The sequence below is a fragment of the Nocardia sp. CC227C genome, from assembly GCF_030767025.1.
Lineage (GTDB): Bacteria > Actinomycetota > Actinomycetes > Mycobacteriales > Mycobacteriaceae > Nocardia.
In genome coordinates, this window is the sequence record NZ_JASITE010000007.1 from 93042 (window position 1) to 118860 (window position 25819).

General features: G+C 69.2%; 25 protein-coding genes. 18 read left to right on the plus strand and 7 right to left on the minus strand.

Features of this window, described 5'->3' with window-relative positions; translation table 11 throughout:
- The first annotated feature begins 26 nt into the window (after positions 1–26).
- The gene (locus QMO76_RS15905) at positions 27–224 is read left to right on the plus strand and encodes a phosphoenolpyruvate carboxykinase domain-containing protein (RefSeq protein WP_306362070.1); all 198 of its coding nucleotides are present in this window, start codon (positions 27–29) and stop codon (positions 222–224) included.
- Here QMO76_RS15905 and QMO76_RS15910 read toward each other — a convergent pair.
- A complete protein-coding gene (locus QMO76_RS15910; RefSeq protein ID WP_306362071.1) occupies positions 205–2163 on the minus strand; it encodes a gamma-glutamyltransferase family protein in 1959 nt (652 codons plus the stop codon). The two genes, QMO76_RS15905 and QMO76_RS15910, sit on opposite strands and share 20 nt — an antisense overlap.
- A gap of 249 nt (positions 2164–2412) precedes the next feature.
- Between QMO76_RS15910 and QMO76_RS15915 the strand changes: the two genes are divergently transcribed.
- Both QMO76_RS15915 and QMO76_RS15920 read left to right on the plus strand, forming a co-directional pair.
- Positions 2413–3882 carry an amino acid permease gene (locus tag QMO76_RS15915; protein WP_306362072.1) on the plus strand — a complete coding sequence of 490 codons (1470 nt, stop codon included), beginning with the start codon at positions 2413–2415 and terminating at the stop codon, positions 3880–3882.
- A 231-nt stretch (positions 3883–4113) separates the two neighbouring features.
- The gene (locus QMO76_RS15920) at positions 4114–4632 is read left to right on the plus strand and encodes a hypothetical protein (RefSeq protein WP_306362073.1); all 519 of its coding nucleotides are present in this window, start codon (positions 4114–4116) and stop codon (positions 4630–4632) included.
- 100 nt (positions 4633–4732) lie between these two features.
- On the opposite strand, the gene QMO76_RS15925 is transcribed toward QMO76_RS15920, so the two are convergent.
- The gene (locus QMO76_RS15925; protein WP_306362074.1) at positions 4733–6397 is read right to left on the minus strand and encodes an FAD-binding dehydrogenase; all 1665 of its coding nucleotides are present in this window, start codon (positions 6395–6397) and stop codon (positions 4733–4735) included.
- 131 nt (positions 6398–6528) lie between these two features.
- Between QMO76_RS15925 and QMO76_RS15930 the strand changes: the two genes are divergently transcribed.
- On the plus strand, positions 6529–7740 hold the full coding sequence (locus QMO76_RS15930; protein ID WP_306362365.1) for a winged helix-turn-helix domain-containing protein: 1212 nt from the start codon (positions 6529–6531) through the stop codon (positions 7738–7740).
- A gap of 45 nt (positions 7741–7785) precedes the next feature.
- Here QMO76_RS15930 and QMO76_RS15935 read toward each other — a convergent pair whose 3' ends face one another.
- A complete protein-coding gene (locus QMO76_RS15935; RefSeq protein WP_306362075.1) occupies positions 7786–8127 on the minus strand; it encodes a hypothetical protein in 342 nt (113 codons plus the stop codon).
- A 134-nt stretch (positions 8128–8261) separates the two neighbouring features.
- Between QMO76_RS15935 and QMO76_RS15940 the strand changes: the two genes are divergently transcribed.
- The 8 genes from QMO76_RS15940 to tpiA all read left to right on the plus strand — a co-directional run bounded on the left by QMO76_RS15940 (position 8262) and on the right by tpiA (position 17041).
- Complete coding sequence (locus tag QMO76_RS15940) at positions 8262–8615, plus strand: hypothetical protein (RefSeq protein WP_306362076.1); 354 nt, start codon at positions 8262–8264, stop codon at positions 8613–8615.
- A 10-nt stretch (positions 8616–8625) separates the two neighbouring features.
- Positions 8626–10761 carry an excinuclease ABC subunit UvrC gene (gene uvrC / locus QMO76_RS15945; RefSeq protein WP_306362077.1) on the plus strand — a complete coding sequence of 712 codons (2136 nt, stop codon included), beginning with the start codon at positions 8626–8628 and terminating at the stop codon, positions 10759–10761.
- A 119-nt stretch (positions 10762–10880) separates the two neighbouring features.
- Positions 10881–11837 carry an RNase adapter RapZ gene (gene rapZ, locus QMO76_RS15950; protein WP_306362078.1) on the plus strand — a complete coding sequence of 319 codons (957 nt, stop codon included), beginning with the start codon at positions 10881–10883 and terminating at the stop codon, positions 11835–11837.
- On the plus strand, positions 11834–12880 hold the full coding sequence (yvcK, locus tag QMO76_RS15955) for a uridine diphosphate-N-acetylglucosamine-binding protein YvcK (protein WP_306362079.1): 1047 nt from the start codon (positions 11834–11836) through the stop codon (positions 12878–12880). The genes rapZ and yvcK overlap by 4 nt, the downstream gene beginning before the upstream one ends.
- The gene (whiA, locus tag QMO76_RS15960; protein WP_029924495.1) at positions 12871–13854 is read left to right on the plus strand and encodes a DNA-binding protein WhiA; all 984 of its coding nucleotides are present in this window, start codon (positions 12871–12873) and stop codon (positions 13852–13854) included. The genes yvcK and whiA overlap by 10 nt, the downstream gene beginning before the upstream one ends.
- Positions 13855–14004: 150 nt before the next feature.
- Positions 14005–15024: a type I glyceraldehyde-3-phosphate dehydrogenase gene (gene gap / locus QMO76_RS15965; RefSeq protein ID WP_306362080.1), complete on the plus strand. Its 1020-nt coding sequence runs from the start codon at positions 14005–14007 to the stop codon at positions 15022–15024.
- A gap of 4 nt (positions 15025–15028) precedes the next feature.
- Positions 15029–16252 carry a phosphoglycerate kinase gene (pgk, locus tag QMO76_RS15970; RefSeq protein WP_306362081.1) on the plus strand — a complete coding sequence of 408 codons (1224 nt, stop codon included), beginning with the start codon at positions 15029–15031 and terminating at the stop codon, positions 16250–16252.
- A 3-nt stretch (positions 16253–16255) separates the two neighbouring features.
- A complete protein-coding gene (gene tpiA, locus QMO76_RS15975; RefSeq protein ID WP_306362082.1) occupies positions 16256–17041 on the plus strand; it encodes a triose-phosphate isomerase in 786 nt (261 codons plus the stop codon).
- A 70-nt stretch (positions 17042–17111) separates the two neighbouring features.
- Here the strand turns inward: tpiA and QMO76_RS15980 are convergent, their stop codons facing one another.
- The gene (locus tag QMO76_RS15980; protein ID WP_039814948.1) at positions 17112–17384 is read right to left on the minus strand and encodes a YggT family protein; all 273 of its coding nucleotides are present in this window, start codon (positions 17382–17384) and stop codon (positions 17112–17114) included.
- A gap of 174 nt (positions 17385–17558) precedes the next feature.
- Here QMO76_RS15980 and QMO76_RS15985 point away from each other — a divergent pair, with 174 nt between their 5' ends.
- Positions 17559–18023: an SRPBCC family protein gene (locus tag QMO76_RS15985; protein ID WP_306362083.1), complete on the plus strand. Its 465-nt coding sequence runs from the start codon at positions 17559–17561 to the stop codon at positions 18021–18023.
- Between the two features lie 25 nt (positions 18024–18048).
- On the opposite strand, the gene QMO76_RS15990 is transcribed toward QMO76_RS15985, so the two are convergent.
- Together QMO76_RS15990 and QMO76_RS15995 are read right to left on the minus strand one after the other, a co-directional pair.
- Positions 18049–19707 carry an alkaline phosphatase gene (locus tag QMO76_RS15990; RefSeq protein ID WP_306362084.1) on the minus strand — a complete coding sequence of 553 codons (1659 nt, stop codon included), beginning with the start codon at positions 19705–19707 and terminating at the stop codon, positions 18049–18051.
- A gap of 73 nt (positions 19708–19780) precedes the next feature.
- Complete coding sequence (locus QMO76_RS15995; protein WP_306362085.1) at positions 19781–20602, minus strand: TIGR02452 family protein; 822 nt, start codon at positions 20600–20602, stop codon at positions 19781–19783.
- Positions 20603–20668: 66 nt separating this feature from the next.
- Between QMO76_RS15995 and QMO76_RS16000 the strand changes: the two genes are divergently transcribed.
- From QMO76_RS16000 to QMO76_RS16020, 5 genes are all read left to right on the plus strand, one after another.
- A complete protein-coding gene (locus QMO76_RS16000) occupies positions 20669–21070 on the plus strand; it encodes an ACT domain-containing protein (RefSeq protein WP_306362086.1) in 402 nt (133 codons plus the stop codon).
- Between the two features lie 304 nt (positions 21071–21374).
- Complete coding sequence (locus QMO76_RS16005) at positions 21375–21749, plus strand: BlaI/MecI/CopY family transcriptional regulator (protein ID WP_306362087.1); 375 nt, start codon at positions 21375–21377, stop codon at positions 21747–21749.
- Between the two features lie 93 nt (positions 21750–21842).
- Positions 21843–22250 carry a hypothetical protein gene (locus tag QMO76_RS16010; RefSeq protein WP_306362088.1) on the plus strand — a complete coding sequence of 136 codons (408 nt, stop codon included), beginning with the start codon at positions 21843–21845 and terminating at the stop codon, positions 22248–22250.
- A 91-nt stretch (positions 22251–22341) separates the two neighbouring features.
- Positions 22342–23427 (plus strand): PLP-dependent cysteine synthase family protein, encoded by a 1086-nt coding sequence (locus QMO76_RS16015; RefSeq protein ID WP_306362089.1) that lies wholly within the window; start codon positions 22342–22344, stop codon positions 23425–23427.
- Positions 23424–24698: an MFS transporter gene (locus QMO76_RS16020; RefSeq protein ID WP_306362090.1), complete on the plus strand. Its 1275-nt coding sequence runs from the start codon at positions 23424–23426 to the stop codon at positions 24696–24698. Before QMO76_RS16015 ends, QMO76_RS16020 begins: the two co-directional genes overlap by 4 nt.
- On the opposite strand, the gene QMO76_RS16025 is transcribed toward QMO76_RS16020, so the two are convergent.
- Entirely contained in the window at positions 24668–25813 is a 1146-nt protein-coding gene (locus QMO76_RS16025) for a transcription termination factor Rho, short form (protein WP_372341986.1), read from the minus strand. The two genes, QMO76_RS16020 and QMO76_RS16025, sit on opposite strands and share 31 nt — an antisense overlap.
- Between the last annotated feature and the right edge of the window lie 6 nt (positions 25814–25819).

Consider the following 25819-nt stretch of genomic DNA (forward strand, 5'->3'; position numbering starts at 1 on the left):
CGTCGCGACCCCATGGCCATGCTGCCGTGCCTCGGCTGCCGCGTGGGCGACTACTCGCGCCCCGGCTGTCCCTGGCACAGCGTGATAGGGCGCGGCTACCGAACATCTTCCGGGTCACCTGGTTCCGGCGCAGCGGCGAGGGAGCTTTCCGCCGGTCCGGATTCGGTGACAACGTGCGGGTCCCGCAGTGGGCGTTCGCCCGGGTCAGCGGTTGTCGCCCATGACCGCGCCCTCGCGGCGGGGGTCGGCACCGCCGATCCAGCCGTCGCCGTCGCGGGTCAGCACGGACAGGCCGCTGGTCTGCGGCGCCACCGAGACGGTGTGGCCGAGTTCGCGCAGGCGTTGGACGAGTGGATCGTTGTCACCGTCGGCGGCGGAGTCGACGGCGGGATGCTCACCGCCGACATTGGTGGTCGGTGTGTTGGCCGCGCCGAAATCGACCGCCGAGACTGCCTGCTGCGGGTCCAGGCCCCAATCCAGCATGGCCACCAGGGATTTCACCACGAACTGGATGATGAGGGCACCGCCGGGGGAGCCGGTGACGTGGGTGAGCCGACCGCGGTCGCCGTCGGGGGCGCGGTCGAAGACCAGGGTCGGGGCCATGGAGCTGCGGGGGCGCTTGCCGGCGTCGATGCTGTTGGCCAGCGGCAGGCCGTCCTTGCCGAGCGGGTCGGCGGCGAAGTCGGTGAGCTGGTTGTTGAGGATGAAGCCGTCGACGAGATGGAAAGAGCCGAAGGCGGATTCGACCGTGGTGGTCATGGACGCGGCATTGCCGTAGCTGTCGATGACGGAGATCTGGCTGGTGCCGTGCTCGGGCGGCTGCGGGCCGGTGCCGAGCGGGACCGGGCCGAAGTCGCCGGGCTGCGCGGTGCCCATGCTGCGGCCCGGATCGATGAGTCCGGCGCGCTGGCGCAGATAGTCCGGGTTCACCAGGGTCTGCGGAGTGTTGCCGGGCAGCGGCACGAAATCCGAGTCCGCGATGTACTTGTCGCGGTCGGCGTAGGCGAGCCGTTCGGCCTCGGAAACCAGGTGCACCGCTTCGGCTTTCGGCTTGCCGCCGTCGAGCGCGGCATCTCCGCCGTCGAGCTGGTCGGGCTTCAGGGCGGGCAGGTCGAAATTCGACAGGATGCCCAGGGTGGCGGCCACGGTGATGCCGCCGGAGGACGGATTCGGGAAGCCGCACACGATGTGCGCACGGTAGGGAGTGCACAGCACGGTGCGCTTCTTCGGCTGGTATCCGGCCAGGTCCGCCAGCGACAGCAGCCCCGGCGTCCGGCCGCCGTCGGTCGAGGCCACCGCGTCCACGATATCGGCGGCGATGGCGCCGGTGTAGAACGCCTCCGCGCCGTCGGCGGCAATCGCGTTGAGCGTCTTGGACATCGCGGGATTGGTGAGGTTGGTGCCGGCGGGCTTGGGGCTGCCGTCGGGCTGCAGGAAGTACGCGCGGGCATTCTCGTCGCGGGCCAGGTCGGTGGCCGATTCCGCGATCTGCCCCGCCAACCGGGGGCTGATCTCGAAGCCCTGATCGGCCAGGCCGATGGCGGGATCGAACAGTTCCCGCCACGACTGCTTGCCGTGTTCGCGGTGGGCCAGCTCCAGCATGCGCAGCACGCCCGGGGTGCCGATGGAACGCCCGCTGGCGCGGGTGGTCGGCTGCGGTTCGGTGCGGTCGGTATCGCTGATCCAGCGCAGATAGTTCTCGGTGGCCGCCGCGGGCGCGGTCTCGCGGCCGTCGTAGGCGTCCACGGCCCCGGTGGCGGCGTCGTAGTAGAGCAGGAACGCGCCACCGCCGATCCCCGACGCCTGCGGTTCCACCAACCCCAGCACGGCCTGCGCCGCGATGAGGGCGTCGGCCGCGGTGCCGCCGTCGCGCAGTACCCGGCAGGCCGCGTCGGTGGCGAGCGGATTGGCGGTGGACACGGAGTAGGTGGCCGTGCGCACCGGCGTCATCCCGGTGCGGTAGCCGGAGGCGATCTCGGGATTGGTGCTCAGATTCGTTGTGGTCGCGCCCGGCGCGGTGCGGGCCGTCAGCGGGGTGCCGTTGGGCCGGTCCACACAGGTGTCACCGGCTTCGTTCCCCGGGCCGGTGGTGCAGGCCGTGACCAATCCGAGCAGGAGTAACAGGGCGGCGGCAGCGCCGCTCCAGTTCCGCGTGCGCCTCATGATCGGACTCTAACGCCGGTCCGCGTGCCGGGCGGTGCTTTCGGGGCGGATGGCGAATAAGCGTGCGCCGCCCGGGGAGGGCAAAGTTGAGCGTCCTGGAAGCAACCTGTAAGACAGGTAGGTGGCGAATGCTCGAAATGTCGCTCGGAAGTGTCATTTGCCCCGGTCGGGGCGCTGATGTGTTTCTGGGTAAATGGCAAGGTATCGTCACAACGCCTCACTACACGATTGCGGAGGGTTAACCGGCGTATGACCGAGATCCGGACACAGGCCACCAACCTCACGGCCGAGGACTCCGGCTATCACAAGAGCCTCAAGCCGCGGCAGCTGCAGATGATCGCCATCGGCGGCGCCATCGGTACCGGCCTGTTCCTCGGCGCGGGCGGCCGCCTGCACAGCGCCGGACCGTCGCTGTTCCTGGTCTACCTGGTCTGCGGCATCTTCGTCTTCTTCATTCTGCGGGCGCTCGGCGAGTTGGTGCTGCACCGACCGTCGTCGGGTTCGTTCGTCTCCTACGCGCGGGAATTCTTCGGTGAGAAGGCGGCTTTCGTCGCCGGGTGGATGTACTTCCTGAACTGGTCCATGACCGGCATCGTCGACACCACCGCGATCGCGACCTATCTGCACTACTGGGGACCGTTCCAGCCCGTCGCGCAATGGGTGCTGGCGCTGGGCGCGCTGCTCATCGTGCTCGGCATCAATCTGGCATCGGTGAAGTGGTTCGGCGAGATGGAGTTCTGGGCCGCCATGATCAAGGTGGCCGCCCTGGTCACCTTCCTGGTGGTCGGCACCATCTTCTTCGCGGGCCGTTTCGAGGTCGACGGCCGGCCCACCGGATTCGGCATGGTCGAGGCCGCGGGCGGCTGGTTCCCGACCGGCGTGCTGCCGCTCATCACCGTCACCTCCGGCGTCGTATTCGCCTACGCCGCCGTGGAAATGGTGGGTATCGCCGCCGGTGAGACCGAGAATCCGGCCAAGATCATGCCGCGCGCCATCAATTCGGTCATCATGCGCATCGCGGTGTTCTACTGCGGTTCGGTGATTCTGCTGGCCCTGCTGCTGCCCTACACCGACTACCAGGCGGGGGAGAGCCCGTTCGTCACCTTCTTCGGCAAACTCGGTGTGGCGCACATGGGTTCGATCATGAATTTCGTGGTGCTCACCGCCGCGCTCTCCTCGCTCAATGCCGGGCTCTATTCGACCGGACGCATTCTGCGTTCCATGGCCATGAACGGCAGTGCGCCGACGTTCACCGCGCGCATGTCCCGCAGCGGCGTTCCCTACGGCGGTATTCTGCTCACCAGTTGTATCGCGCTGTTCGGCATCTGGCTGAATTACGCCGTGCCGTCGCAGGCATTCGAAATCGTGCTGAATGTGGCGTCGCTGGGAATTCTGGCCTCGTGGGCCACCATTGTGCTGTGCCAGCTGAAGCTGTACCGGTGGTCGCAGGAGGGCCGCGCCGAACGCCCCGCGTTCCGGATGATCGGTGCGCCCTGGACCGGCATCGTCACACTGGCCTTCCTGGTCGGCGTGCTGGTGCTGATGGCTTTCGACTACCCGGTCGGCACCTGGACCGTCGCCAGTCTGGCCATCATCGTCCCGGCGCTGGCCGGTGGCTGGCTGATCGCCCGCAAGCGGGTGCTGGCCATCGCCGAGGAGCGGGCCGGATACACCGGTGAATACCCGGTGTTGCCACCGATTCCGCTGGACGACAAGTAATCTCGCCGAACCACGGCGGGCCCGGCGAAAACCGCTCGGGACCAGTGTTTTTCGCGGCCGCGCACGAATACCGTGCGCGGCCGTGCTGTGTGCTGGGACACAGTGGAGCCGGGCTGTGTCCATGGTCATAACTTCGCCGCCGCGATTGTCGGATGTCGAAACGGTTGGTTAGCGTCGGATTGCGCGTTCGCAGGGGGCGCGCAATGGATGGATGCTCGATGAGGAGTAGCTGTGACTGCGCATTCGGCTGTCGTCGATGAGGTGGAAGCCGATTCGACCGATGCGGACAGGGGTACTCCCGCAGCGTTTTTCGATCGTGTCTCCGGCGCGCTGGGGATCGCGCTCCGTGATCGTTCCGAGATCGGCGACGCATTGCGCGCCGAGGTGCCCGCGAAGGTGCGCGAGGCCCGCTACGCCGCCTGGGCCACCGCGGGTTTCGCCGTTCTGCACTGCCTGCTCGCCATTCCCGACGGCGTGCCCTCGGTGCTCGGCAGCGGCGGTCACTTCTTCGCCGCCTGGCTGACCGGGGCGACCGCGGTGTTGTTCGGCATTCGCTCGCGCTGGGTCTGGGTCGGCGCGCTGGCGGTCTCGAGCCTGCAGACCTTCCTGGGGGTGTTCACGCTGTTCTCGACCGAATTGCCCACGGGGGTCGGGCCGTTCATCGCCCTCGCGGGCATCATGGCCTCGGGCGTCGTGCTCGCGCTGCTGCTGCGGCGCGACGTCTACGCCTGGTTCACCGCCCAACCCTGAGCCGATCCCGGCTGGGCCGGACGGCGCGCCCGACCGAGATCGGAACGCGCCGTCGCTGATCGACCGTGTGGCAGCCGCCGTGTGGACCGGCCGCAGCGGGTCAGGGCAGGGTGCGGGCGAGCGCCCGTCCGGCGGCCCGGCCGGAGAAGATGCAGCCGCCGAGGAAGGTGCCCTCCAGGGCGTTGTAGCCGTGCACGCCACCGCCGCCGAAGCCGGCCACCTCACCGGCCGCGTACAGGCCCGGGAACGGAGTGCCGTCCGGGCGCATGACCTGTGAGTCGAGATTGGTCTGCAAGCCGCCCAATGTCTTTCGGGTGAGGATGTTCAACCGCACCGCGATGAGCGGGCCGTGCGCGGGATCGAGGATGCGGTGCGGGGCCGCCACCCGGCCCAGCTTGTCGCCGAGGTAGCGGCGGGCGTTGCCGATCGCCATGAGCTGGGCGTCCTTGCTGAACTTGTGCTCGATATCCCGGTCGCGGGCGACGATCTGGCGTTCCAGGTCGGCCGGATCCAGCCGCGGGCCACGGGCGATCTTGTTCATGCCCTGCACAAGTTCGGCCAGTGTGTCGGCGACCACGAAGTCCACCCCGTGCCGTTTGAACGCCTCCACCGGCCCCGGCGCGCCCTTGGCGACCCGGCTCTTGAGCGTGAGCTTCAGATCCTTGCCGGTGATATCCGGGTTCTGCTCGGAACCCGAGAGCGCGAACTCCTTCTCGATGATCGACTGGGTGAGGACGAACCAGGAGTAGTCGTAACCGCTGGCCAGGATCTCCTTCATGGTGGCATTGGTGTCGAAACCGGGGAAGCACGGTGCGGCCAGCCGTTTTCCGGTGGCGTCGAACCACAGCGAGGAGGGGCCGGGGATGATGCGGATGGCGTGGTCGGGCCAGACCGGATCCCAGTTGTGGATGCCTTCGGTGTAGTGCCACATGCGATCCCGGTTCACGATGCGGCCGCCGGCGGCCTCGGTGATGGCCAGCATGCGGCCGTCCACATACGCCGGGACGCCGGAGATCATGTGTTCCGGGCACGGTCCGAGCCGGTCGATCGGCCAGTTGCGGCGGATCAGTTCGTGATTGTGACCGATGCCACCGGAGGTGACGACCACCGCCTCGGCGTGGAACTCGAACTCGCCCACCACCTCTCGCGACGAGGCCACCCCGCGCTCGGCGTCGCTGGGGGCGAGCAGGGTGCCGCGCGCACCGGTGACGGCGTCGTCGGTCACCACGAGTTCGTCCACCCGGTGCCGGAAGGCGAACCCGACCTGCCCCTGGCGCTCGGCGGCCAGCACCGGTTCCAGAAAGACGCGCACCACTTCGGGGCCGGTGCCCCAGGTGAGATGGAAGCGCGGCACCGAGTTGCCGTGGCCGTCGGCGGTCGCGCCGCCCCGCTCGGCCCAGCCCACCAGGGGCGTCACCCGCAGGCCGAGGCCGTGCAGATACCGGCGTTTCTCGGTGGCCGCGAACTCGACGTAGGCGCGTGCCCACTGCCGGGCCCAGTGGTCCTCGTCCTCGCGGTCGAATCCGGCCGAGCCCTGCCAGTCCTGCCAGGCCAGTTCGAGCGAATCCTTGACCCCGAGTCGCCGTTGCTCGGGGGTGTCCACCAGGAACAGCCCGCCCAGTGACCAGAACGCCTGCCCGCCGAGGTTGGCTCGGTTCTCCTGGTCCAGCACCAGCACCCGGCGGCCTGCCTGGACCAGTTCGTAGGTGGCCACCAGACCGGCCAGCCCGGCGCCGACGACGATCACATCCGGATTCTCGATCATGCCCAATCCTCGGTCGTAGAAGTTCGATACACAACTGTATCGGACCAGGTTGGTCCCGGTGGCAGCGACGCGGGTAGGGATTGCCGCAGCGAAGATGTCGGTGGGGCGTGGCAAGGTGGCGAGCTGTGCCCATGACCGTCACCACCGCACGCCGCATCGCCCTCGCCGCTCAGGGTTTCGCCGCCGCCCGGCCCACCGGCGCGCCCACCCGCCGCAGCGTGCTGCGCGCCCTGGACCACACGCGACTGCTGCAACTGGATTCGGTGTCGGCGGCGGTGCGCGCCCACTACGCCCCGGTCTTCAGCCGCATCGGCGGCTACGACCGGAACCTGCTGGACGAGACGGCGTGGAGGCACACCGCCCGCAGGCCGCGGCGGCTGGTCGAGTACTGGGCGCACGAGGCCGCACTGCTGCCGGTCGAGGACTGGCCGCTCATGCGGTGGCGGATGGAGCGGTACCGCAACGGCCGCTGGGGCGGCGCGCAGCAGGTGTTCGCGCGCAATCCGACGCTGGCCGACGACGTGCTCGGGATCCTGCGGGAATTCGGGGCGTGCACGGCCGGTGAGGTGGAGCGGCATCTGGAGCTGGATCGTCCACGCGCCAAGGATCATTGGGGCTGGAACTACAGCGATACCAAGGTGGTCTGCGAGGCGCTGTTCGCCTCCGGTGAGGTGTCGGTGGACAGACGCGTCGGCTTCCAGCGCTACTACGACCTCACCGAACGCGTCCTCCCCGCCGACGTGCTGGCCCGCCGGATCGACGAGGCCGACGCGGTCCGCGAACTCGTGCGTCGGGCCGCCGCCGCGCACGGCATCGGCACCGAAACCGACCTGCGCGACTACTACCGCCTGACCCGCCGCCAGACCGAACCCGCCATCGCCGATCTGCTCGACGCGGGCGAACTCGAACAGGTCACCGTCGCGGGCTGGGACAAACCCGCCTACCTACACCACGCCGCCCGCACCCCGCGCCGCATCACCGGCGCGGCCCTGCTGTGCCCCTTCGACCCGCTCATCTTCTTCCGCCCCCGCACCGAACGCCTCTTCGACTTCCACTACCGCATCGAGATCTACACCCCGGCCCACAAACGCGTCCACGGCTACTACGTCTTCCCCTTCCTCCTCGACGGCGAACTCGTCGGCCGCGTCGACCTGCGCGCCGAACGCGCCACCGGCCGCCTCCTGGTCCCGGGCGCCTTCACCGAACCCGGCCGCGACACCGCGCGCGTCGCGGCCGAACTCGCCAAGACGCTGCGGGAGATGGCCGACTGGCTGGAACTCGACACCATCGAGGTGGGCGAGCGCGGCGACCTCTCGCCCGCGCTCGCCGCGGCCGTGCGCTAGGTCGGCGGGCCACCCGTCGCTGCGGACGGGTTGGGCGCGTGCCCGTCAGACGCCGTCGGTCCAGGCGTCGAGCGCGATGCCGCGCTTGGCCTCGCCGTTGCAGGTCAGGGTCATGGGGGCGAAGGGGCGGGCGGAATCGCTGACGATGAACGTGGGGGCCTGCTGCCCGTGGCCGACGGCTCGGGAGCCGAGACAGCGAACGATGCCCACGTACCAGACGTCGTCGGGGCAGGTGAAGGTGACGCTGTCGATGCTGGGCCGGTCGATCCGGCATCCCACGCCCGCGGCCGAGGCGGGTGCGGCCATGGCGGCCAGTCCCGCGGCGGTGAGCAGGACCGCGGAGCCGATGGACAGCGTCCGACGGTGCGGGCGAAGACGGTTCATCATGGTGAAACTCCCTCGAATCGACCGGTGGTGCTCTCGAACTGCATCCCATACTGACGTCGGTCGGTACTTCGGAGTGGGAGCCACGGCGGATACGTCAGTCGGCGTGCCGCGTTCGCTCGGCGCGTTCACCCACCTTGCGCACCCGGGTGGTCGCCGCGCTCACCGGCTCGCCCGCCGCGTTCTCGGCCCGCAGCGGGGCCACGGCCGCGCGCAATCAGCATCTGCTGACCACGGCCCGGCCGGATCGGGCCGCCGCCGTCATCGGCGGCTACATGGCCTGCTACTCGCTCGGATCCGCCCTGGGGGCGATCACGACCACGTGGGCGTACGGCACCCGGGGCTGGGCCGCCTGCTGCGGTCTCGGTGCGGCCTACGCGCTCTGCGCGCTGGTCGTCTGGGCGGTGACCCGGCCGGTGACGAGGCCGGGCGCGGTCGTGCCCGCCCCGGCTCGGACCGAGGCGTCGTGTGCTGTCGGACCGGGTCAGTAACCTTGGTGCCGTGGCAGATCCCGCGACGTACCGGCCCGCCCCGGGCACCATTCCTGTCGAACCCGGCGTCTACAAGTTCCGGGACGTGCACAAGCGGGTCATCTACGTCGGCAAGGCCAAGAGCCTGCGCAGTCGGCTCAACTCCTACTTCGCCGATGTGGCGTCGCTGCATCCGCGCACCCGGCAGATGGTCACCACCGCCGCCAGCGTGGAGTGGACGGTGGTGTCCACGGAGGTGGAAGCCCTTCAGCTGGAATACAACTGGATCAAGGAGTTCGATCCGCGCTTCAATGTGCGCTACCGGGACGACAAGTCGTATCCGGTGCTGGCGGTCAGCCTGAACGAGGAGTACCCGCGGGTCTTCGTGTATCGGGGCGCGCGCAAGAAGGGGGTGCGCTATTTCGGGCCGTACGCGCACGCCTGGGCCATTCGCGAGACCCTGGACCTGCTGCTGCGGGTGTTCCCGGTGCGCACCTGCTCCACAGGAGTCTTCAAGCGGCACAACCAGATCGGGCGGCCCTGCCTGCTCGGCTACATCGACAAGTGCTCCGCGCCGTGTATCGGCCGGGTGAACGCGGCCGAGCACCGTCGGATCGTGGAGGACTTCTGCGACTTCCTCTCCGGCAAGACCGACAGACTCGTCAAGGACCTCGAGAAGCGTATGCACGCCGCGGCCGAGGAGCTCGACTTCGAGACCGCGGCCCGGCTGCGCGACGACGTGCAGGCGCTGCGGCGGGCGCTGGAGAAGCAGGCCGTGGTGCTCGGCACCGGCACCGACGCCGACGTCGTCAATTTCGCCCTCGACGAACTCGAGGTCGCGGTGCAGATCTTCCACGTGCGCGACGGTCGGGTGCGCGGGCAGCGCGGCTGGGTGGTGGACAAATCCGGCGATGCCCTCGACCTGAGCTGGGCGGGTCCGGAGGCGGCAGCTCGGGGAACCGCGGAGGGCCCCGACTCGGGTCGTACCGGGCACAGCGGTGTGGCGGCGGGGGGAGAGCTGCCCGCCTTGGTCGAGCAGTTCCTCACCCAGTTCTACGGGGAGCAGTCGGCGGTGGCCGCCCAGTCCGGTGACGAGCAGCCCGGAGCCGTGGTCCCGCGCGAGGTGCTGGTTCCGGCCCTGCCCGGGGACGCCGAACAGGTTCAGCAGTGGCTGTCGGGTCTGCGCGGTTCGGCGGTGCGGCTGCGGGTGCCGCAGCGCGGCGACAAGAAGGCCCTCGCCGAGACCGTGCAGCGCAATGCCATGGAGGCGCTGGCCCAGCACAAGCTCAAGCGCGCCGGTGACCTGACCGCCCGGTCGGCGGCGTTGCAGGGCATTCAGGACGCCCTCGATCTGGACAGCGCCCCGCTGCGCATCGAGTGCGTGGACATCTCCCATGTGCAGGGCACCGACGTGGTGGCCTCGCTGGTGGTGTTCGAGGACGGGCTGCCCCGCAAATCGGAGTACCGCCACTACGCCATCAAGGAGGCGGCGGGGGAGGGGCGCTCCGACGACGTGGCCAGCATCGCCGAGGTGACCCGGCGGCGCTTCGCCAAACTGCGGCGCGATCTGGATGCCGCCGTCGCGGCGGAACTCGAATCCGACACCGAGACAATCGATTCCAGCCTGCCCGGCATCGACCCGAAGACCGGGAAGCCGCGGCGCTTCGCCTACCCGCCCAACCTGTACGTGGTCGACGGCGGCGCGCCCCAGGTCAACGCCGCCGCCGAGGTGCTCGACGAACTCGGCATCACCGACGTCGCGGTGATCGGCCTGGCCAAGCGCCTCGAGGAGGTGTGGGTGCCGAACGAGCCCGACCCGGTGATCATGCCGCGCACCAGTGAATCGCTGTACCTGCTGCAACGGGTGCGCGACGAGGCGCACCGCTTCGCCATCACCTTCCACCGCAGCAAGCGTTCGCGCCGGATGACCGAATCCGCCCTCGACGCGGTGCCGGGTCTCGGTTCGACCCGCAAAACGGCGCTGGTGACCCACTTCGGGTCGGTCGCCAAACTGAAGCAGGCTATGGTGGAGGAGATCACCGAGGTCCCGGGCATCGGCGTGGCCACGGCCAGGGCGGTGCTGTCCGCCCTGCGCGGCGACCGTGACCAGGAGGTCCGCGACCGGGAAGGGCATGACCAGCACATTCGTGTCGGCGACGCGGACTGACCCGCCCGAAAGGGACACGCCCGGCGTGACGGTCGCCGCGCATCGGCGTGTCGCGATGTCGGATCGGTGATCGGTGCAGCATGATCGAGGCAACGCCCAGACACGAATCCGGTTAGGACATGACGCGCGTCGAATCCAGTAGTACAGCGGACAGTGCCCCGTCGACATCCATCCCCGAAGAGGTTCCCGCCGCGCCCGTCGAGGTCGTCATCGTCACCGGACTCTCCGGTGCGGGCCGCGGCACCGCGGCCCGCGTGCTCGAGGACCTCGGCTGGTACGTGGCCGACAATCTGCCTCCCGAGCTGATCGCCCGGCTGGTGGAACTCGGCGCTTCGGCCGACCCTCCCATTTCCAAGCTGGCCCTGGTCATGGATGTGCGCAGCCGGTTCTTCACCGGTGATCTCTCCGCCGTGACCGAGCAGTTGCGCGGCGCGGGCGTGCGCACCCGCGTCCTGTTCCTCGAAGCGTCCGATGATGTGCTGATTCGACGTTTCGGCTTCGCCCGCCGGCGGCATCCTCTACAGAGTGAGAGCGCTGACGGCACGTTGTCCGAGGGCATCGCCGCGGAACGGCGTCGGCTGGCATCGGTCAAGACCGCCGCCGACGTGGTCATCGACACCACCGCGCTGTCGGTGCACCAACTGCACCGGCGGCTCGAGGAGGTCTACGGCGGCGGTGCGCCCACCGCCTTGCAGTTGACCGTCCAGTCGTTCGGGTTCAAGTACGGAGTTCCGCTGGACGCGGACATGGTGTTGGATGTGCGTTTTCTGCCCAATCCGCATTGGGTGCCGGAACTCCGCGAACAGACCGGACAGGATGCCGAGGTGAGCGAGTACGTATTGGGGCAGCGGGGCGCGCGGGACTACCTGAGCACCTGTCGGCACCTCATCGACCTCACCACCGACGGCTACCGTCAAGAGGGGAAGCGATACATGACCGTGGCAGTGGGCTGCACCGGCGGCAAGCACCGCAGCGTGGCGATAGCGGAGGCGCTGGGCGGACTGCTCGGTGACGACGTCGACAGCGGCTCGGTGGACGTGGTCCGCGTGGTGCATCGGGACCTGGGGCGAGAATGAGCGGGCGGGAGGCGAACCCGGCCATCGCCGCGCTGGGCGGTGGACACGGGCTGTACGCGACCCTGACGGCGGTCCGTCGGCTCACCCGCAAGATCACGGCGGTGGTGACGGTCTCCGACGACGGGGGTTCCTCGGGTCGGCTGCGCGCCGAGTTGGGCATGCTCCCGCCGGGAGATCTGCGGATGGCGCTCGCGGCCCTGGCCGAGGAGACCGACGGCATCTGGGCGCGCACCGTGCAGCACCGCTTCGGCGGGACCGGCGCGCTGGCCGGGCATTCGGTGGGCAATCTGGTTCTGGCGGGCCTCACCGAGGAACTCGGTGACCCGGTCGCGGCGCTCGACGAGGCGGGAAGAATTCTGCGCATCACAGGCAGGGTGCTACCGATGTCGCCGATCGCGCTCACCATCGAAGCGGATGTGGCGGGGCTGGAGGCCGACCCGCGCGTGAGCCGCTGCATTCGCGGCCAGGTGGCGGTGGCGACCACGCCGGGCAAGGTGCGACGTGTCCGATTGATCCCGTCCGACCCGCCCGCGTGCCCGGAGGCGACCTCCGCGATCGAGCACGCGGATGTCGTCGTTCTGGGCCCGGGCAGCTGGTTCACCAGCGTGATTCCGCATGTGCTCGTGCCGGAGCTGCACGACGCGCTGGTGCACACGCGGGGTCGGAAGATCTTGGTGCTCAATCTCGCGGCAGAACCGGGCGAAACGGCCGGATTCTCCGCGGAGCGGCACCTGCATGTATTGTCCCAGCACGCACCGGATTTCACAGTCGACGATATCGTGGTCGATTCCGGCTCCGTACCGGAGGGTAGGGAACGCGAACATGTGGCAAGAGCTGCCGAACAGCTGCGAGCACGAGTAACCTTCGCTGATGTCGCCGAGGCGGGGACGGACCGGCACCACCCCGGAAAGCTTGCCGCCGCATTGGATCAGGTGATCCGGCAGCCTCGGCCGGAACTGGCAGGGCTTCGAAGCGAAGGACGGCGTATGGGCCAGCATGTGCGATCCGGGTTGGGTGGAAAGGAGCGCGTCTCGTGGCGATGACAGCGGAAGTGAAGGACGAGCTGAGTCGACTCACCGTGTCACAGGTGAGTTCGCGCAAGGCCGAACTGTCCGCGCTACTCCGGTTCGCCGGTGGACTGCACATCGTGGGCGGTCGGGTGATCGTCGAAGCGGAGGTGGACATGGGTTCCATCGCGCGCCGACTGCGCCGCGAGATCTTCGAGCTGTACGGCTACGGATCGGATGTGCACGTGCTCGGCGCGGGCGGACTGCGCAAAACCTCCCGGTATGTAGTACGCGTTTCCAAGGAGGGCGAGGCGCTCGCCCGGCAGACCGGATTGCTGGATGTGCGCGGTCGGCCGGTCCGGGGTTTGCCCGCCCAAGTGGTCGGCGGCAGCATCTCCGATGCCGAAGCGGCCTGGCGCGGAGCGTTTCTCGCACACGGGTCGCTCACCGAACCGGGACGCTCCTCGGCCCTCGAGGTGAGCTGTCCGGGACCGGAGGCGGCGCTCGCGCTGGTGGGCGCGGCCCGTCGCATGGGCATCTCCGCCAAGGCGCGCGAGGTGCGCGGCACCGACCGCGTGGTGGTGCGCGACGGTGAGGCCATCGGCGCGCTGCTCACCCGGATGGGCGCGCAGGACACCCGGTTGACCTGGGAGGAGCGGCGCATGCGCCGCGAGGTCCGGGCCACCGCCAACCGCCTGGCGAATTTCGACGACGCCAATCTGCGCCGCTCGGCCCGCGCCGCCGTGGCCGCCGCGGCCCGGGTGGAACGCGCGCTGGAGATCCTCGGCGACGACGTGCCGGACCATTTGGCCGCCGCGGGCAAGCTGCGCGTGCTGCACCGGCAGGCCTCGCTGGAGGAACTGGGCCAGCTGGCCGATCCGCCCATGACGAAAGATGCTGTGGCGGGCCGCATTCGGCGACTGCTGTCGATGGCGGACCGCCGCGCCAAGGAACTCGGCGTGCCCGACACCGAATCCGCCGTCACCGCGGAACTGCTCGAGGACGCGTGAGACGGACCGTTCGGTAGTCGGTGAGTCCGGGAACACCCCCGGTCGGGATGGGAGTTCACATCCCCGGGGGTGTTTCTGTGATGTTCCCCGCCGGGTTTAGGGTTAGTAGGCAACGGGAAAGATTCCGCGACACAACTGAGGAGCGATAACGTGACTGTCCGGGTAGGCATCAACGGCTTCGGCCGCATCGGACGTAACTTCTTCAGGGCGGTCGAAGCGCAGAAGGCGCTCGGCACCACCGACATCGAAATCGTCGCGGTCAACGACCTCACCGACAACGCGACGCTGGCCACCCTGCTGAAGTACGACTCGATCCTCGGCCGGCTGCCGAAGGACGTCTCGCTGGACGGCGACGACACCATCGTGGTCGGCGACCAGCGCATCAAGGCGCTGGCCATCAAGGAGGGCCCGGCGGCGCTGCCGTGGGGTGACCTGGGTGTCGACGTGGTCGTGGAGTCCACCGGAATCTTCACCGACGCCACCAAGGCCAAGGGTCACCTGGCCGCCGGCGCGAAGAAGGTCATCATCTCCGCCCCGGCCAAGGGCGAGGACATCACCATCGTCATGGGCGTCAACGACGACTCCTACGACGGTTCGCAGAACATCATCTCCAACGCGTCCTGCACCACCAACTGCCTCGGCCCGCTGGCCAAGGTCCTGCACGACTCGTTCGGCATCGAGCGTGGTCTGATGACCACCATCCACGCCTACACCCAGGACCAGAACCTGCAGGACGGCCCGCACAGCGACCTGCGCCGGGCCCGCGCCGCCGCGCTGAACATCGTGCCCACCGGCACCGGCGCCGCCAAGGCCATCGGCCTGGTGCTGCCCGAGCTGCAGGGCAAGCTGGACGGCTACGCGCTGCGCGTGCCGGTCCCGACCGGCTCCATCACCGACCTGACCGCCGATCTGCGCACCGCCGCCTCGATCGACGAGATCAACGCCGCCATGAAGGAAGCCGCCGAGGGTCCGCTGCGGGGCATCCTGAAGTACAACACCGATCCGATCGTCTCCTCCGACATCGTGACCGATCCGCACTCCTCCATCTACGACGCTCCGCTGACCAAGGTCATCGACGGCCAGGTCAAGGTCACCTCGTGGTACGACAACGAGTGGGGCTACTCGAACCGTCTCGCCGACCTGATCGGCCTCGTCGGCAAGTCGCTGTAAAGCCATGGCGCTCGAGACACTCCAGGATCTGCTGAACGAGGGTGTCGAGGGTCGGGGCGTGCTGGTGCGCTCCGACCTGAACGTTCCCCTCGACAACGGCGTCATCACCGATCCGGGCCGCATCATCGCGTCGGCCCCGACCATCGCCGCGCTCGCCGAGGCGGGTGCGAAGGTGGTTGTCACCGCGCATCTGGGCCGCCCGAAGGGCGAGCCGGACCCGAAGCTCTCGCTCGCACCGGTCGCCGAGCGGCTGGCGCAGGAGCTGGGCCGCAATGTGCAGCTCGCCGGTGACGTGGTGGGCCAGGACGCCCTCGCCCGTTCCGAGGGGCTCACCGACGGCGATGTGCTGCTGCTGGAGAACGTGCGTTTCGACGCCCGTGAGACCGGCAAGGACGACGCGCAGCGGGCCAAGCTCGCGGCGGCGCTGGTCGAATTGGTCGGCGACGACGGCGCTTTCGTCTCCGACGGCTTCGGTGTGGTGCACCGCAAGCAGGCGTCGGTGTACGACGTGGCGAAGCTGCTGCCGCACTACGCCGGTGGACTCGTGGCGGCCGAGACCGAGGTGCTGAAGAAGCTCACGGAAAATGCCGAGCGGCCGTACGCGGTCGTGCTGGGCGGCTCCAAGGTGTCCGACAAGCTGGCGGTCATCGAGGCGCTCGCGCCCAAGGTCGACACGCTGGTGATCGGCGGCGGCATGTGCTTCACCTTCCTTGCGGCACAGGGCCTCCCGGTGGGCTCCTCGCTGTTGCAGGAGGAGATGGTCGACACCTGCAAGAAGCTGCTGGAGACCTACGCCGACGTCATCCACCTCCCGATGGACATCGTGGTGGCGGACAAGTTCGCCGCCGACGCCGAGTCGAAGGTGGTGCCCGCCAACGAGATTCCCGAGGGCTGGATGGGCCTGGACATCGGTCCGGAGTCGGTGAACCGCTTCGCGGCGCTGCTCACCGAGGCCAAGACGGTGTTCTGGAACGGTCCCATGGGCGTGTTCGAGTTCGAGAAGTTCGCCGCGGGTACGCGCGGGGTTGCCGAGGCGATTGCCACGGCGACCGGCAAGGGCGCGTTCACCGTGGTCGGCGGCGGCGATTCGGCCGCGGCCGTGCGCACCCTGGGCCTGCCGGACGACGGCTTCTCGCACATCTCCACCGGTGGCGGCGCTTCGCTGGAATACCTGGAGGGCAAGGAACTTCCCGGTATCGCCGTGCTCGACAACGCGGCGGAGGGCTGAACCATGGCGCGTAAACCGCTCATCGCGGGCAACTGGAAGATGAACCTCAATCACCTCGAGGCCATCGCCCTGGTGCAGAAGATAGCGTTCGCCCTGCCGGAGAAGTACTTCGCGAAGGTCGACGTGACGGTGATCCCGCCGTTCACCGACATCCGCAGCGTGCAGACGCTGGTGGAGGGCGACAAGCTGCTCGTGACCTATGGCGCGCAGGATGTCTCCACCCACGAGTCGGGCGCCTACACCGGTGAGATCAGCGCGGCCATGCTGGCCAAGCTGGGCTGCACCTACGTGGTGGTGGGCCACTCCGAACGCCGTCAGTACCACCTCGAGGACGACGCCACCGTGCTTGCCAAGGCCAAGAAGGCCCTGGAGCACGGCCTGACGCCGATCGTCTGCATCGGTGAGGGTCTGGGTGTACGCGAGGCGCAGACCCACGTCGAGTACAACCTCGAGCAGTTGCGCGGTTCGCTCAAGGGCCTGTCTGCCGAGGATATCGCCAAGATCGTCATCGCCTACGAGCCGGTGTGGGCCATCGGCACCGGCAAGGTCGCCACCCCCGCGGATGCTCAGGAGGTGTGCGGGGCAATCCGCGCCGAACTGGCCGAACTGGCGAATCCGGAGGTCGCGGCCTCGGTGCGCATCCTCTACGGTGGCTCGGTGAATGCCAAGAACGTCGGCGAGCTGGTCTCCCAGACCGATATCGACGGCGCGCTGGTCGGCGGCGCTTCGCTCAAGGGTGACGAGTTCGCCACCCTGTCGGCCATCGCCGCGGGCGGCCCGCTGCCGTAAGGCACGCCGCTGGAACACGCAGGGCCGGACATCCATCGGATGTCCGGCCCTTGCCGTCGGTCGCGGGTGACTAGATGAGGATGTTGTACAGCACCAGCGCGACGATGAAGACCACTGTGAAGGCCAGGTCGATCTGCAGGCCGCCCGCCCGGATCGGCGGCAGCACCTTGCGGACCGGAGCCAGCACCGGTTCGGAGAAGCGGTGGGTGAACTCGCGTGCCTTGTAGATCCCCGGCGACGGACTCTGCGAGAGGGTGACGATCCAATCCAGCACCAGGCGGGCCAGTAGGAGCAGCAGGAACACCCCTACGACCAGGCCGAGCAGGGTTCCGATGGCGCCCATGGCGTAACTCCCTTCCTGACGGCCGACTCGGCCGTTCTACTCGATCAACGCGCGGATAGCGTTCAGAGTGCCGGATTCGCCGTGCTTTCAGGTGATTATCAGGTGAGCGGCCCGCGTGTCGGGTGCCGGAATACTCACATTCTCTTGCGAATGGCCGGCACGTAGGCTCGGGCTGTGCGAGATTCGGTCACAGTCCAGATGGCAGCTCCTCCCGAACGAATCTGGGAGGTGATCAGCGATGTCACCGAGGTCGGGCGGTTCAGCCCGGAGACGTACGGCGCGGAATGGCTCGGCGGGGCGACCGGTCCCGCGGTGGGGGTGAAGTTCCGCGGTCGGGTCAATCGCAACGGCTGGGGGCTGAAGTACTCCACCGTCTGCCGCATCATCGACTGCGAACCCGGACGCGAGTTCGCCTTCAGCGTGCTCGGGCCCGGCAATATGGCGATCAACACTTGGCGCTATCACCTGGAGCCCGTCGACGGCGGCACCGCGGTCACCGAGTCGTTCCAGCTGAACGACTCGGCGGTGCTGCGGCTGTACTGGCTGCTGGCGGGCTGGACCCGCGGCAAGACGAACCGCGACGGCATGCTCGAGACGCTCACCCGGATCAAGCAGTACGTCGAGACCGCGAACCGATAGCGAAACCGAAGGCCCGCCGGGCCGTTCAGCGCGGCCCGGCGGATTCGGCGTCCGGGCCCGCGTTCGTCTCGGGTCCGGACGGGTCCGGAGCATCGGGCCGCCACGCCGCCACGACTCCGGGACTGCCGTTCTGCACCACGTAGGTGGCTCGGGTGTGGATGGGGGCGTCGGGGCGGTGGACATAGGGCAGCACGCGGAAGTCGGTGCGCCACAGGTCGTGATCCACATCGACGCGGACATAGCCGCGCTGGGAATTGCTGAATTTCAGATCCGGATTGGCCGCCATCAGACGGCGGACCGCGGGGCTCAGGTCGGTGCCGTCACCGCCGCTGGTGATCGAGGTGCCGATGAATTCCGAAGCCACCACCGGTGATTCGAGATCGCCATGGTCGCGGCGCAGGTCGGAGGCGCAGTGCTGGTGGCGGTCGCCGGTGATGACCACCAGATTGCCGGCCCCGCGCGCGGCGGCCGCGCCCAGCACGGCGGCGCGGTCGGCGAGATAGCCGTCCCAAGCGTCGGTGCCCATGGCGACCTCCGGGCCCGGATCGGTGTCGGTGCGGCTCATGGACACCTGATTGCCGAGCACCTGCCAGCGGGCGGGGGAGTCGGACAGCCCGTTCAGCAGCCAATCACGTTGCCGCGCACCGAGTATGGTGCGGTCCGCGGCGGCGCGTTCGTCGCATCCGACGACCACGTCGCCGTCGCCGCACGCCTGCCGCGTCCGGTACGAGCGGGTGTCGAGCATGGTGATGTCCGCCAGATCGCCGAAGCGGAAACGTCGGTGCAGCAGGATGTTCGGCCCGCTCGGCAGCTGTTGGATACGCAGCGGCTGGTGTTCGTACATGGCCTGGAAGGCGGCGGCCTTGCGGCGTCGGAACAGGAACGGCAGCCGGTAGATGTCGAATCCCAGCCCGGGATTCTCGCCCGCCCAGTTGTTGTCGACCTCGTGATCGTCCATGGTGGTCAGCCACGGGAAGGCGGCGTGCGCGGCGCGCAGCGGGGCCTCGGCCTTGACCTGCGCGTAGCGCAGCCGATAATCGCCGAGATCGACCGCCTCGGTCTGGAAGTCCGCGCTGGCGGGCACGCCGTCGCGGTTGTTGATCCAGCCGCGCTCGTAGATGTAGTCGCCGAGATGGATGACCAGGTCCAGTTCCTCCCGGCTCATATGGTCGTAGGCGGTGTAGTAGCCGGAGCTCCAGGACTGGCACGAGGCGAAGGCGAACCGCAGGCGCGCGGTGGCCCGTCCGAACGGGGGAGCTGTGCGGGTGCGCCCGACCGGGGACAGCGCCGAACCGGCACGAAAGCGATAGAAATACCAGCGATCCGGCTCCAACCCCCGCACCTCCGGGTGCACGCTGTGCGCGAGCTCCCGGGTCGCGACGGCACTGCCGCGCGCCACCACTCGCCGGAATCCCTCGTCGTGGGCCACCTCGTAGTCCACGGTCACCGGGTCGAAGGCCATTCCGCCGTGGCCGTCCGGGGCGAGCGGGTCGGGCGCGAGGCGCGTCCACAGCACCACCCCGTCCGGTGTCGGATCACCCGATGCCACCCCCAGCGCGAACGGATCACCGCCGATCCAGCGCGGCGCGCGCAGCCGCGCACTGCTCACCGCCGAGGTCCCCACCAGCACGGCGGCTGAGCCCGCGGCACCGAACCGCAACAACTGCCGACGAGACAAGCCCATAAGACACGGTAATCACCTCCGGTCGCGCCTCCCGTGAACACCCGTGGTGACCTGGTGAAACAGCCGATTACGGTTATGCGTCGGCGGCCGCGAACCGGGCGGCGAAGGCCGCGCGGTTGGCCGAGTCCGGCGTTCGATCCCACACCGCGAACACCACCCGCTCGAAGGCGGCCCCGTGGCGCGCCAGCGCGAGCTCGAACGCCTCCGCGACCTCGGCGGGATCATTGCGGAACACCCCGCAACCCCACGCTCCGAGTACCAGATCGCGCACCTCGTGCCGCGCCGCGACCGCGAGCACCCGTGCCGCGCGCTCCACCAGAATCGCGCGGACCGGCACCGGCGCGCCGGCCCGCCGCGCCAGCTCACCCGAATTCGGTGCGGGCGAGGTCAGAAACGACACCGGATACGGTGTGGCGAGCAGTGCACCGCGATCGTCTCGTACGACCGGCACGTCCGGCGAGAAGATGACCCGGTGGCTGTAGCGCAGATCGTTCGAGGCCCGGTGCGCCGCATAGTAATCCGGTGCTTCGAGCAGGCAGCGGTACAGCAGCGCGCTGCGGCACAGATCCTCTTCCTGTGCGCGTGCGCCCTTCAGATATCCGCCTCCCGGATTGCGGGCCGAGGCGAAGTTCAGCACCGCGACCGAGGTCCGGCCGGAATCCCACAACCGCCGCGCCGCCGTCATGCTGCCTTCCGCGGTGACTTCGACCGTGCCCGTGAACGGTCCGCGCACCCCGCCGGACAGCTCGTCCTCGGGCGAATAGGAGACGGTTCCCCGCCGCGCGGCCGCGAGCAGCGCGCCGATCTCCACCTCCACGCCATCGGGTGTCCGATAGCCGCCGTGGTCGGCGATCCGCTCGTTCTCGGTTGCGATATCCCGTGGTCCGGTACTCATGCCACCGACCGTACGGCCCGCCCGGGCCGTCGTCACGCCATTTTTGGTCGCCACTACTAAATCCCGGTGAGCATCCGGATCGCCGGTGCCGCCTACGATGTCGCCATGACCGGCAGTCAGCGCCTGAGCGTCGTCCCCTCCCAGTTCGTCATCGAGCACCTGCCGCACTCCACCTTCCCCGAGGACGACGAATGGATCGCGTTGGTCCGCGCACCCGAGGGCCTCACCGTCATCCGCGAGGCCCCGCCCTGGGCGGAGGGCGAGATCTGGAAGGGCATCTACGGCGACGGCTCGCACACCCTCGACACCCCCGGCATGCTCGCCGCCCTCGTCACCCCGCTCGCGGACGCCGCCGTCCCGGTCTTCGTGGCCTCCACCTACCACGCCGACCTGGTCCTGGTCCCGTCCCACCGTCTGCCCGACGCCACCGCGGCCCTGCGCGACGCCGGTCACCGCATAGCCGAGTAGCGGGTACGCGGTTCGCACCCGGTCTTCCCCATGCCGTGGCATCGGAGCACCGGCTACGCGGCCGGGTGCGCTGCGTCGCCTCCCGAACCGGCGCGTCCGCGATGCGCCGCCGGTCCTCCGCCGCCCGCGGCGCCTCGGAGCCGGATTGGGCGACGGGATTCGGGAGGCGGCTGGCCGACGTCGGGTTTCTCCGCGCCGGTTCCGGTTGAGGGGGTTTCCGTCGCCCCTTACGATCGAGATCTACGCAACCGGGCAGTAGGTTGAGGTTCCGGCGGACGCCGTGACGTGAGGAGGTGTCGGCACCATGGCTGGGCGAGGCTTCGGAGATTTGGAAGCGGTCGTCATGGACCGTGTCTGGGCGCGCACCGAGCGGACGAGTGTTCGCGAGGTGTACGACGAGCTGGCCGCCGTGCGTGACATCGCCTACACCACGGTCATGTCCACCATGGACAATCTGCACCGCAAGGGATGGCTGGACCGCGAGCGAGTGGGCAAGGCGTATCACTACTGGCCCACCCTGAGCCGCGAGCAGTACAGCGCCCGGCTCATGCGCGACGCATTGGGCGCGGGCGGGCGGTCGGAGCTGGTGCTCGCGCATTTCGTGGAGCAGATGAGCCCGGAGGAGTCGGAGGGGCTGCGCGCCGCCCTGCGCAAGCTCACGCGCGGCAAACGCGCCTGAGGGCGGGCTTCCGCATCGGAGATCGACTATGTCTACTATCTACGTACGTAGGTAGTAGACAGTAGCTCCGGTACGGAAAGGCATCGATTCCCGGTGAGGTCGAGCGGACGGCGGCGCTCTCGTGGGCATCTGCCCGCGCTGCTCGCCGTCCTGCTGCTGATCGTGCCGCTGATCGACTGCGCACTGATCGAAACCGCCGGACACGCCGATTCACCCGCCGATACCGCGGTCGTCCTGGCCGCGGGAGCCGACGACGGTGCGCGCGCATCCCCGGACCATCGGGTGGCGCAGTGTCTTCCCGACGTCGAGCACTGTGCACAGGCGCTGCCCCCGGTGCTGGCTGCGGGTGTGCCGCAGCTTCCCGCACTCCCGCACTGGACTGCGGTCGCGCTCGCGGCCGCCATGGCCTGGCGACTGTGCCGGGGAGTGCGCGGGCCGCCCCCGCTGCGCGCACTCGGTGGTCGCTCGCTGTTGACCCGCTTCTGTATCTCCCGACGCTGATCGGTCAGCGCCAGGCCGATATCCGCATCGGCCGGTGTCCGCTGCCCGCGTACGTCTCGCCGCCCCCGGGCGGATACAGAAAGCGACAGTCATGGACAAGGTTGTGCTCGACCGGTCGGCCGCGGCTCCCGGAGCCGTCCGTCAACCGCGCGCCCTGGTGGGCAATACGCCCGTGCTCTGGGTGGGGGAGCCGCTGGCTCCCGCCGGGCGTGGATTCTGGGCGAAGTTGGAGGGCTGCAATCCCGGCGGGATGAAAGACCGCCCGGCATTGCACATGGTGCGCCGCGCGCGCCAGCGCGGCGACCTCGCGCCGGGGGCTCGGATCATCGAATCCACCAGCGGCACTCTCGGTTTGGGACTGGCGCTGGCGGGGATGGTGTATCGGCACCCGGTGACCGTGGTCACCGATCCGGGTTTGGAGCCGATCGTGGCGAATATGCTCGCCGCCTACGGAGCCCGGGTGGAACTCGTTCCGGACCCGCATCCGGTGGGCGGCTGGCAGCAGGCTCGGCGCGATCGCGTGACCGAACTGCTCGGTCGCGAGCCGGGCTCCTGGTGCCCGGACCAGTACGGCAATCCCGACAATGTGGATGGGTACCGGTCCCTGGCACGGGAACTCGGCGATCAACTGGGCCGGATCGACGTGCTGGTGTGCGCCGTCGGCACCGGCGGGCACTCCGCCGGGGTGGCGCGGGTGCTGCGGCAGTCCAATCCGGAACTCACGCTCATCGGCGTGGATACGGTGTCCTCCACCATCTTCGGCCAGCCCGCCGGGCCGCGCCTCATGCGCGGCCTCGGCTCCAGCATCCATCCGCGCAATGTGGACTACACCGCCTTCGACGAAATCCATTGGGTGGCACCGGCCGAGGCCGTCTGGGCGTGCCGCGCCCTGGCCGCCGCCTATCACGCCAGCGGTGGCTGGAGCGTTGGAGCGGCGGCACTGGTGGCGGGCTGGGCGGCGCGCGTTCGACCGCCGGGAACCCGGATCGCGGCGGTGTTCCCCGACGGCCCGCACCGCTACTTCGACACCGTCTACAACGACAACTATTGCGAGGAGCACGGTTTGCTCGACACCCCACCCACCGAGCCGCAGACCATCGACCACCCGAGCCGGTGCGTGGTGCGGTCCTGGACCCGCTGCACCACCGTGGTCGACCCCCGGGCGGCGCTGTCGTGAGCGCCGTGGCGACCTTCCGCGGCTTCGACACCGCCGCCCGGCTGCTGATGGTCAACCAGTTCGGCATCAACCTGGGCTTCTACATGCTCATGCCGTACCTGGCCGGATATCTGGCGGGGCCACTCGGTCTGGCGGCGTGGGCGGTGGGCCTGGTGCTCGGGGTGCGCAACTTCTCCCAGCAGGGCATGTTCCTGCTCGGCGGCACCCTCGCCGACCGGCTCGGGTACAAGCCGCTCATCGTGGCCGGATGTCTGCTGCGCACCGTGGGATTCGCACTGCTGATCTTCGCGACCTCGCTTCCGGCGCTGCTGATCGCCTCGGCGGCCACGGGATTCGCGGGAGCACTGTTCAATCCGGCGGTGCGCGCCTACCTCGCGGCCGAGGCCGGTGCGCGGCGGGTGGAGGCGTTCGCGGTCTTCAACATGTTCTACCAGGCGGGCATCCTGGCCGGACCGCTGGTCGGACTCGCGTTGTTGGCCTTGGATTTCCGTCTGGTCGCGGGCGTCTCGGCCGTGGTTTTCGCGGCGTTGACGGTGGCGCAGCTGTTCGCGCTGCCCGCTCGCGCGGCGGTGCGCACCGAGCGCGCCTCCGTACTCGAGGACTGGCGGGTGGTGGCGCGCAACCGCCGGTTCCTGGCCTTCGCGCTGGCCATGATCGGCTCCTACGTGCTGTCGTTCCAGGTGTACCTGGCGCTTCCACTCCAGGCGGAGTTCGTGGCGGGAGAGCGGGCGCAGGCCCTCACCTCGGCGATCTTCGTCGTCTCCGGTGTGGTCGCGGTGGCGGGCCAGCTGCGCATCACGGCCTGGTTCCGGGCCCGCTGGGGCACCGGCCGCGCCCTGGTGATGGGCATGGGGCTGCTGGCGTCGGCCTTCGTGCCGTTGGCGCTGGTGCCCGGTACCGACCGGCTCGGCCCGGCGGCCGCCGTGGCGGCCCTGCTGGTCGCGGCCGCGCTGCTCGCCGTCGGCACCGCGGCGGTCTTCCCCTTCGAAATGGACACCGTCGTGTCGCTGTCGGGAGATCGCCTGGTGGCCACCCACTACGGCTTCTACAACACGGTGGTAGGCGTCGGCATTCTGATCGGCAACCTGGCCACCGGCGCGGTGGTGGGCGCGGCCCGTGCGGCGGGTGTGGACTGGGCGGTCTGGGCCGGGCTCACCGCGATCGGCGTGCTGTCGGCCCTGGCGCTGCACCGCCTGGACGGCCGCGCTCCGGGCCCGGCGGACGCTGCGGCACCGCCAGCTCAGGCCGCGCGGCGCGGCGCGGTGAGCTGAGCCAGGAATTCGGCATTGGTCGGTGTCTGCCGCAGCCCGTCGAGCAGCAGTTCGGTGGGCTGCGTGTCGACCGCCGCCAGGGTCCGGCGCAGCAGATCGGTCGCGGCGAGTTCGTCCGGCGTGAGCAGGAGTTCGTCTCGGCGCGTCGAGGATCGGGCGATATCGATGGCGGGGTACACCCGTCGGTTGGCGGTGGCGCGGTCGAGTTTGAGCTCCGCGTTGCCGGTGCCCTTGTACTCCTCGAAGATCACCGAGTCGGCGGTGGAGCCGGTCTCGACGAGGGTGGTGGCGACGATGGTGAGCGACCCGCCCTCCTCGAAGTTGCGGGCCGCGCCCAGGAAGCGCTTGGGGTGGGCCAGGGCCGCGGCATCCACACCGCCGGAGAGTACCCGGCCCGAGGACGGCGCGGCCAGATTGTAGGCGCGCGCCAGCCTGGTCAGGGAGTCGAGCAGCACCACGACGTCGCGGCCGGTCTCGGCCAGCCGCTTCGCGTGCTCGATGGCGAGTTCGGCCAGCGCCACATGCTCACGCGGCGCGCGGTCGAAGGTGGCGGCGGCGATATCGGCGGGGACCGAGCGGGCCAGGTCGGTGACCTCCTCGGGGCGTTCGCCGACCAGGACGAGCATGAGCTCGCACTCCGGGTGGTTCTTGGCGATGCCGTGCGCGATCGATTGCAGCACAGAGGTTTTACCCGCCTTCGGTGGTGCGACGATCAGTGCGCGCTGGCCCTTGCCGATGGGCATGACGAGATCGGTGACGCGCGTGGTGAGTTCGTGCGGTTCGGTTTCCAGCCGCAGTCGTTGATTCGGGTGGATCGGGGTCAGCTCCGCGAAGTGCGACCGGTGTGCGGCGTGCCGTGGGTCCTGCCCGTTCACCGATGTCACCGCGGCGAGGCGGTCGTGCTTGCCGTTGCCGCTCGGCGGCTGGGCGATACCGGTGACGAAATCGCCACGCCGCAACTGTGTTTCGCGAATCAGTCGGTTCGGAACGTGGATATCGGCGGCGTCGGGCAGATATCCGCACACGCGCAGCTCGGCGTGCTGTCCGGTGCTGTCGAGGATGCCGGACACGGTGCGCCCGGACTCGATTGTCTGTCGGGATGTGTTGTTGTTCATGGTGTT

Coding starts and splice junctions, on each gene's coding strand:
- QMO76_RS15995 (WP_306362085.1), bottom strand. CDS start 20,602: ATGAGTACCGGACCACGGGATATCGCAACCGAGAACGAGCGGATCGCC.
- rapZ (WP_306362078.1), top strand. CDS start 10,881: ATGACGCGCGTCGAATCCAGTAGTACAGCGGACAGTGCCCCGTCGACA.
- QMO76_RS15935 (WP_306362075.1), bottom strand. CDS start 8,127: ATGATGAACCGTCTTCGCCCGCACCGTCGGACGCTGTCCATCGGCTCC.
- QMO76_RS15925 (WP_306362074.1), bottom strand. CDS start 6,397: ATGATCGAGAATCCGGATGTGATCGTCGTCGGCGCCGGGCTGGCCGGT.
- QMO76_RS15910 (WP_306362071.1), bottom strand. CDS start 2,163: ATGAGGCGCACGCGGAACTGGAGCGGCGCTGCCGCCGCCCTGTTACTC.
- QMO76_RS15980 (WP_039814948.1), bottom strand. CDS start 17,384: ATGGGCGCCATCGGAACCCTGCTCGGCCTGGTCGTAGGGGTGTTCCTG.
- pgk (WP_306362081.1), top strand. CDS start 15,029: ATGGCGCTCGAGACACTCCAGGATCTGCTGAACGAGGGTGTCGAGGGT.
- yvcK (WP_306362079.1), top strand. CDS start 11,834: ATGAGCGGGCGGGAGGCGAACCCGGCCATCGCCGCGCTGGGCGGTGGA.
- QMO76_RS16015 (WP_306362089.1), top strand. CDS start 22,342: ATGGACAAGGTTGTGCTCGACCGGTCGGCCGCGGCTCCCGGAGCCGTC.
- QMO76_RS15915 (WP_306362072.1), top strand. CDS start 2,413: ATGACCGAGATCCGGACACAGGCCACCAACCTCACGGCCGAGGACTCC.
- QMO76_RS15930 (WP_306362365.1), top strand. CDS start 6,529: ATGACCGTCACCACCGCACGCCGCATCGCCCTCGCCGCTCAGGGTTTC.
- QMO76_RS16025 (WP_372341986.1), bottom strand. CDS start 25,813: ATGAACAACAACACATCCCGACAGACAATCGAGTCCGGGCGCACCGTG.
- tpiA (WP_306362082.1), top strand. CDS start 16,256: ATGGCGCGTAAACCGCTCATCGCGGGCAACTGGAAGATGAACCTCAAT.
- QMO76_RS16005 (WP_306362087.1), top strand. CDS start 21,375: ATGGCTGGGCGAGGCTTCGGAGATTTGGAAGCGGTCGTCATGGACCGT.
- QMO76_RS15990 (WP_306362084.1), bottom strand. CDS start 19,707: ATGGGCTTGTCTCGTCGGCAGTTGTTGCGGTTCGGTGCCGCGGGCTCA.